This is a genomic window from Clostridium aquiflavi (assembly GCF_031344075.1).
Taxonomy (GTDB): Bacteria; Bacillota; Clostridia; order Clostridiales; family Clostridiaceae; genus Clostridium; species Clostridium aquiflavi.
Genome location: NZ_JAVJAN010000072.1, coordinates 1 through 7838 on the forward strand (window position 1 = coordinate 1; position 7838 = coordinate 7838).

At 28.2% G+C, this 7838-nt stretch carries 5 protein-coding genes and 1 tRNA gene; all 6 read left to right on the forward strand.

What is annotated here, in order from left to right; all coding sequences use genetic code 11:
- Positions 1–871 precede the first annotated feature (871 nt).
- Positions 872–1561, forward strand: coding sequence for a hypothetical protein (locus RGC78_RS15630; protein ID WP_252228993.1), 690 nt, complete (start codon positions 872–874; stop codon positions 1559–1561).
- Positions 1562–2010: 449 nt separating this feature from the next.
- Complete coding sequence (gene hcp / locus RGC78_RS15635; RefSeq protein ID WP_309556930.1) at positions 2011–3714, forward strand: hydroxylamine reductase; 1704 nt, start codon at positions 2011–2013, stop codon at positions 3712–3714.
- A gap of 284 nt (positions 3715–3998) precedes the next feature.
- The gene (locus tag RGC78_RS15640) at positions 3999–5186 is read left to right on the forward strand and encodes a phosphoenolpyruvate hydrolase family protein (protein ID WP_252228989.1); all 1188 of its coding nucleotides are present in this window, start codon (positions 3999–4001) and stop codon (positions 5184–5186) included.
- A gap of 153 nt (positions 5187–5339) precedes the next feature.
- On the forward strand, positions 5340–6548 hold the full coding sequence (locus RGC78_RS15645) for a Tm-1-like ATP-binding domain-containing protein (RefSeq protein ID WP_252228987.1): 1209 nt from the start codon (positions 5340–5342) through the stop codon (positions 6546–6548).
- Between the two features lie 103 nt (positions 6549–6651).
- Complete coding sequence (locus RGC78_RS15650; protein WP_252212104.1) at positions 6652–7473, forward strand: phosphoenolpyruvate hydrolase family protein; 822 nt, start codon at positions 6652–6654, stop codon at positions 7471–7473.
- Between the two features lie 290 nt (positions 7474–7763).
- Positions 7764–7837, forward strand: a tRNA-Arg gene (locus tag RGC78_RS15655).
- Position 7838 lies beyond the last annotated feature (1 nt).

Genomic DNA, 7838 nt, shown 5'->3' on the forward strand with positions numbered 1-7838 from the left:
TAAACAGCATGGTAATTCTGTAGAGTTTATAGAGATTTAAGACCTTAAATTTCAGTTTGTTAATGAGTTTCTTAAATGAGTTTCTTATTTGTACATTATTTAATTTGGAAATAAATAACATATTAAAATATAATGTGAAATAAGAACTTGTTATACACTTAAAAGTATATAAAATGAGAGGTATTTATATGGAATTTAAATTGGCAGTATTAGTAGTCAAAGATAAGGATTCAAATCTTCTAATTCCACTAACAAAAGTTCATTTTCTTCAGTTCTACAAGCATCAACTCTTTGAATTCCATGAGTTAAATTGTTCCACTGAATAAATTTTTGTGCAAATTCTAAATCCTCTTTAGTAGGTACATATTCCTTAAGCTCCCATCTTTATATGCAAAATCTAAAAAGTTAAATACTACGTAACATTAAGAAAGTGTATAATCTGTCGATTGAACAAAAATTTGCGATAAGGAACAAAGTGGAGAATGGAGTTACTAAGTTAGAAAAGTTAAAGTGTAATAAGGAAAATGAATCTATGTCGGAAGGTGAAATAAAAGAAGTTTTGGACAAAATAAAATAGAAGAAATAAGTAAGAATGATGAAGCTAAGAACAAAAATACATAGAGAATTTATTAATGGGGTAGAATATAATAGAAATTAAAATTAAGAACTCTAGAAATAGGGTTCTTTTATGATGCAATAAAGTAGAGATACATAATAATATTAAATTTAAATATTTATAGTAATAAAATTAAATATGGTTTAGGCATAAGCTAGTTAAAAATATTGATAATTTTATGGATTGAATTAAATAACAGTTTATATAGATATAAGATAGTTTTAATATAAAATATTGTTTTAGGAGGTGTCTTATTTGGATAATTATAAAGACAAAGTAAAAAAATATTTAATAACATTTGTTATAATAATCGTATTAGTTATTTTATGTATATTTTTATTATGGATAAGTAAAGGTGGAGATTATAAGTTATATTATTCAACAATAGGATGTCTGCTAGGAGGATTCGTTGGAGGTACCGGAACTTTAATAGCTGTTGTTATAACTACAGAAGAAACAAGAAAAATTCAACAAGAAAATAAGAAAGCTATAATGTACAAAGAATATTTGGAAGATGTAAAAAGAAATAAACCAATATTAATATTAAAAGAACAAGATTTAGGTAACGATTATGTTAAAGAAGTGAGATTTAGTATTGGCACAATATATAATACAAATGTAAATTTACATGAAATAAAAAATGTAGGAATAGGGATTGCTAAAGATATAAAAATAAGTGCAATAACTAAAAATAATTCTAATATTAGTGAATTCTATATCAATTTATTGGAAAAAGATGGAGTTTTAAAAGAGTACTTAATAACAAACTCTCAAGAAAATAGAATGGAAGGAAATGTAGAAAAAATAGAAATAGAATGTAAAGATATTTTTGATAATTTATATTGGACAATTTATGATGTAGAGGAATTCAAAATTCAACATCAGGTATATTTAAAGATAACCAAAATTAAACATAATAAAAAAATTAAAATAAATAGTATTTAAACTAGGTTAAGTAATTAGATGACACTTGTAGAAATAAACTTAAATGCTGAATCATTATTTAATGGAAAAGATGATTTTTTGAAGTATGTGATGAAATGATAATTCTTTTATTATTGACGAATATTTTAAAAGACCAATTTAGTAGCATATTTTAATTTTTTATGATTTTAAAGAATTAAAAAACTTGATTACAATGAGTATATAAGTAAAGATAAAAACAGACACATAGTCAGCATATATTTAAAAGAATTTAATTGATGAATGCTATAACATCAATTAGGTTCTTTTTTTTGTATTAAATAATTATAAAAAAATTATTAATTTTAAATTAGTAACATATGTTACAGAAAAAGTGAAAAGAATATAGTAAAATTTGAATTGTTAAAGTTAAGAAATAACAAAAAGAAATTAATAATTTTTATATAAAAAGAGAAATAGGAGGACATAATATGTCAATGTTTTGTTATCAATGTCAAGAAACAGCAGGGTGTAAAGGCTGTACTAAAGTAGGTGTTTGTGGTAAAGACGAACATGTAGCAAAGGCTCAAGATTTATTAATATATGTAACTAAAGGACTAGCTATAGTAAGTAATGAGGGAAGAAAAGTTGGAGTTACAGATAGTAAAGTTGATAAATACATAACAGAAAATTTATTTATAACAATTACAAATGCTAATTTTGATAGAGATTCTATTTTAGATAGAGTAAGAGAAACTTTAAAATTAAGAGAAATTCTAAAAGCTAAAGTTATTAAAGCTGGTGGTAAAGTTGGAGAGGTAAAAGTAAGTGGTGGTTTCTTCAAAAAAATATTTGGAATGCAAACTACAGAAATGATAATGCCAGATGCAGCAACTTGGACAGCTGATAATACGATAGAATTTGATGCAAAGGCTGAAAAAGTTGGGGTTCTTTCAACTGAAAATGAGGATATAAGAAGCTTAAGAGAACTTATAACTTATGGATTAAAAGGATTATCTGCTTATATGAAGCATGCTATGAACTTAAAATATAACAATGAAGAAGTTCATGCATTCATGGCAAAAGCATTAGCAGCTACAATAGATGAGAGTTTAACTGTTGATGAATTAGTTGCACTTGCATTAGAAGCTGGTAAATTTGGTGTAGATGGTATGGCATTACTTGATAAAGCTAATACTGAAAGTTATGGACATCCTGAAATAACAACTGTAGATATTGGAGTTAGAACTAATCCAGGAATATTAATTTCAGGACATGATTTAAAAGATCTAGAGATGTTACTTAAACAAACAGAAGGAACTGGAGTAGATGTATATACTCATGGAGAAATGCTTGCTGGACAATACTACCCAAAATTCAAGAAATATAAACACTTTGCAGGAAATTATGGTAATGCATGGTGGAAACAAAAAGAAGAATTTGAAAAGTTTAATGGACCAATTCTTATGACTACAAACTGTATAGTTATTCCAAAGGAGTCTTATAAGAATAGATTATTTACAACAGGAGCTACTGGAATGCCAGGATGCCCTCATATAGAAGCTGATTCAAAAGGAATAAAAGATTTCTCTAAGGTTGTAGAAATGGCTAAAAAATGTAATGCGCCTACTGAAATAGAAAAAGGACAAATAGTTGGTGGATTTGCGCATAACCAAGTTTTAGCCCTTGCAGATAAAGTTGTAGATGCTGTTAAAACTGGTGCTATAAAGAGATTCTTTGTAATGGCTGGTTGTGATGGAAGAGCTAAATCAAGAAATTATTATACTGATTTTGCAGAAAAATTACCTAAAGATACAGTTATATTAACTGCAGGATGTGCTAAATATAAGTATAATAAATTAAACTTAGGTGATATTGGTGGAATTCCAAGAGTGTTAGATGCAGGACAATGTAATGATTCATATTCATTAGTTGTTATAGCACTAAAACTTCAAGAAGTATTTGGTCTAGATGATGTGAATAAATTACCTATATCATATAATATAGCATGGTATGAACAAAAAGCTGTAATAGTATTATTATCATTATTACATTTAGGTGTTAAAAACATTCATTTAGGACCAACACTTCCAGCATTCCTTTCACCAAATGTTGCTAAAGTATTAATAGATAACTTTGGAATTGGTGGAATAACTAATGTAGAAGATGATATGAAGATGTTTATGGAAAGTTAACAACAGTGAAAGTCTAGTTAAAAAAATTAGAAAATTATAAAGAAAAATGATATGTTCCCTTTATAGTAGACAGTTAAAATAATAAAACTGTTTCTATAAAGGGATATTTTATTCTTTAGGAATTTATATTATTAAAAATATATTTTATGTTAAATTAAATTTTCTTGATATGGTAAAATGAATTTAATTAAAGATAAAAAGTTGATTTTTTATTAGATAACACATTAGGATTAGATTTAAATATAGTAATTAAAGTATTAGAATTAGGTAATGAGGTATAAAATATGGTGTCAAGAGAAGAGATAATTAGAAATTTAAATTTACAAATAAAAATTAATAGTCATATTATTGGTGTTGCAACAGGTGCTGGTGTTACGGCTAAATATGCACAAAGGGGTGGAGCTGATCTATTGCTTACTCTTAATTCAGGAAGATTTAGACAGATGGGAAGAAGCTCACTTGCAGGAATACTACCATTTGCCAATAGCAATGATATGGTAATGGAATTTGCATTAAGGGAAGTTGTTCCACTTATAAAAGAGATTCCTGTTATTTTTGGATTAAATGCAACAGATCCAACAATAGATTTAGAAGAATATATAGAGAATATACAAAATAAAGGATTTTCTGGAATTAATAATTATCCGACTGTAGGAATAATTGATGGAATATTTGGAAAGGCATTGGAAGAAGAGGGATGCAGTTACAGTTTAGAAGTTGAAGCTATTAAAATTGCTCATAAAAAGAACTTATTTACTATAGCATTTGTTTTTAGTAAAGAACAAGCAAGTGATATGTTAGATGCAGGAGCAGATATTATATGTGTGCATTTAGGATTAACAGAGGGTGGAATGCTTGGAGCTAAAAAGATATTATCTTTAGAGGCAGCTAAGGAAAAGGCAAAATCAATTTTTGATTTATGTGATAAAATTAGACCAAATGTAATTAAAATGATATATGGGGGACCTATTAAAACACCAGTAGACGTTCAATATATGTATAATAATTGCAACACTATGGGATATATTGGTGGATCAGCTTTTGAAAGGATACCATCTGAAAAATATATAACTAATATAACTAGAGAATTTAAATATTCAGGTAATTTAGAAAAAGATGATTTTTTAAATAAAATGTTAGATGGAATAACAAAGCATTATGACTATGTAGAATTTGTAAAAGAATATGTATCTAAAAACTACATGAATAATATATCTTTTTTAGAATTAGCTATGGTTGCAAATATTTCTAGAACACATTTAAGTAGTCTTTTTAAAAAAGAAGTTGGATGTAGCTTCCCACAATATTTAGTTAAATTTAGAATGAATAAAGCAGCAGAAATAATAAAAAAAGAAAATATACGATTATCAGAGGTTGCAGAATTAGTTGGATATGATGATTATGCACATTTTAGTAAAATGTTTAAAAAATATATAGGAAAATCACCAAAAATATACAGGGAAAGTACATAAACACAATTTTAAAATACATAAGTACATTTACTGCAAATTAGAAAAACGTTATCATTAACTTGTAAGTTGTGATAACGTTTTTTTAAAACTAAAAACTAAAAATTATGAGTGGACAAGGTAAAAATTAATTTATATTATGGGGAGTTGAGGATTATGAAAACTATAGCAATTGCAGGAACTTTTGATTCAAAGGGTGTTGAATATTTATATGTTAAAAAATTAATTGAAAGTATAGGATTAAAACCATTTACTATTCATACAGGTGTATTTGAACCAAAATTTAAACCAGATGTTTCAAATCAAGAGGTGGCTAGAGCAGTTGGTGAAGATATTTACGAAATTGCAGCTAAAAAGGATAGAGCATTGGCAACAGAAATTCTTTCAAAAGGAATGGAAAAATTGGTTCCTAAATTATATGAACAAGGTAAGTTTGATGGAATTATTTCATTTGGTGGTACTGGTGGAACATCACTTATTACACCAGCTATGAGAGCTCTACCAATTGGAGTACCAAAAGTTATGGTATCAACAGTAGCTTCAGGGAACACTGAACAATATGTTGGTTCAAGTGATATAGTTATGGTACCATCAATAGTTGATGTGGCTGGTCTTAATTCAATATCAACAAAAATCTTTGCAAATGCTGTATTTGCAATAGCTGGCATGGTGAATTTTGAAAATAAAGAAATTATAGAAAAGAAACCACTAGTAGCCGCAACAATGTTTGGTGTAACAACGCCATGTGTAAATTATGCAAGAAAATATCTTGAAGAAAGAGGATATGAAGTATTAGTATTCCATGCAACAGGAGTTGGTGGGAAATCTATGGAGCATCTAATAAAAGGTGGTTTTATCAAGGGCGTTTTGGATTTAACAACTACAGAATGGTGTGATGAATTAGTTGGAGGCGTGTTAGGTGCAGGTCACAACAGATTAGAAGCAGCTGGAAAGAATAATATACCTCAAGTTGTATCAGTAGGAGCATTGGACATGGTAAACTTTGGACCAATAGACACTGTTCCAAAGAAGTTTGAAGGTAGAAATTTCTATAAACATAACCCAACTGTTACATTAATGAGAACTACTGTTGAAGAAAATAAAATCATTGGTGAAAAGATAGCTGAAAAGTTAAATATGGCTACTGGAAATACAGCACTATTCTTACCTTTAAAAGGCGTATCAATGTTAGATGAAAAGGGACAACAATTCTATGGAGAAGAAGAAGATAAAATGCTTTTTGATACATTAAAGAATTGTATAAATAAAGATGTTGTAGAGATAGAAGAACTAAATCTTGCAATAAATGACAAAGAGTTTGGAGAAGCAGCAGCTAAAAAGCTTATAGATTTAATGAGTAAATAATATAGTTTAAAGTCTTATTACTAGAAAATAATGATATTTATAGATAACTATTAACATTATTAAAAATAGAATTTAAAAACAGTAAAATTAGGAGGAATTAATTATGAAAAGAGCAGAAATTATTAAGAAATTTAAAGAGGAAATAGCTAAAGGAAATTCTTTATTAGGAGTTGGCGCCGGTACAGGTATTACAGCTAAAAGTAGTGAAGCTGGTGGAGCTGATATGCTTATAATATATAATTCAGGAAAATATAGAATGGCAGGTCGTGGATCTTTAGCAGGATTATTATCATATGGTGATGCAAATCAAATTGTTGTAGAAATGGGAGCAGAAGTATTACCAGTTGTTAAACATACTCCAGTACTTGCAGGAGTTTGTGGTACAGATCCATTTAGAGTAATGGAAGTTTATTTAAAGCAACTTAAAGAACAAGGATTTTCAGGAGTTCAAAACTTCCCAACTGTTGGTTTAATAGATGGAGTGTTTAGACAAAATCTTGAAGAAACAGGAATGGGATATGACTTAGAAGTTGAAATGATTAGAAAAGCACATGAATTAGACATGCTTACTACTCCATATGTATTTGATCCAGAACAAGCAAAAGCAATGGCTGAAGCTGGTGCAGATATTCTAGTAGCTCATATGGGATTAACTACAAAAGGAACAATTGGAGCTAAAACTGCTTTAACACTTGATGACTGTGTTGAAAAAATAGAAGCTATTATAAAAGCTGGTAGAGCTGTTAATCCAGATATTATGGTTATTTGCCATGGAGGTCCAATTGCAGAACCTGATGATGCAGCATATGTAATTGAAAAAACAGAAGGAATAGATGGTTTCTTTGGTGCATCAAGTATTGAAAGATTTGCTGCTGAAAGAGGTATAAAAGCACAAGCAGAAGCATTTAAATCAATTAAAAAATAAATTTAAATTGAAAGTCATTCTTTACTTATAAAAGCTACTACAATATTATTATGAAAAATTAATATTGTGGTGGCTTTTATTTTTATATTATTATAGCATAGGTGTATAAACTAAATGTCTAAATTTATACTATATTAGGATTTTAGTGGGCAAATTGTAAAAACAGTGTTGACAATTTATATTATGTATCTTATAATAATCAAGCAGTCAAGTTGTAGAGACTTTATGTTTGAGAATGTTTTAAATAATAAAGTTTAAAATTTGGTTATAAGATACATATGTTAAATTATGCGTTTTTAGCTCAGCTGGATAGAGCAACGCCCTTCTAAGGCGTGGGCCAGGGGTTCGAATCCCTTAAAACGCAC

Bases quoted from the DNA above. Each gene is read 5' to 3' on its own strand.
- RGC78_RS15650 (WP_252212104.1), top strand. From the start codon at position 6,652: ATGAAAAGAGCAGAAATTATTAAGAAATTTAAAGAGGAAATAGCTAAA.
- hcp (WP_309556930.1), top strand. From the start codon at position 2,011: ATGTCAATGTTTTGTTATCAATGTCAAGAAACAGCAGGGTGTAAAGGC.
- RGC78_RS15645 (WP_252228987.1), top strand. From the start codon at position 5,340: ATGAAAACTATAGCAATTGCAGGAACTTTTGATTCAAAGGGTGTTGAA.
- RGC78_RS15640 (WP_252228989.1), top strand. From the start codon at position 3,999: ATGGTGTCAAGAGAAGAGATAATTAGAAATTTAAATTTACAAATAAAA.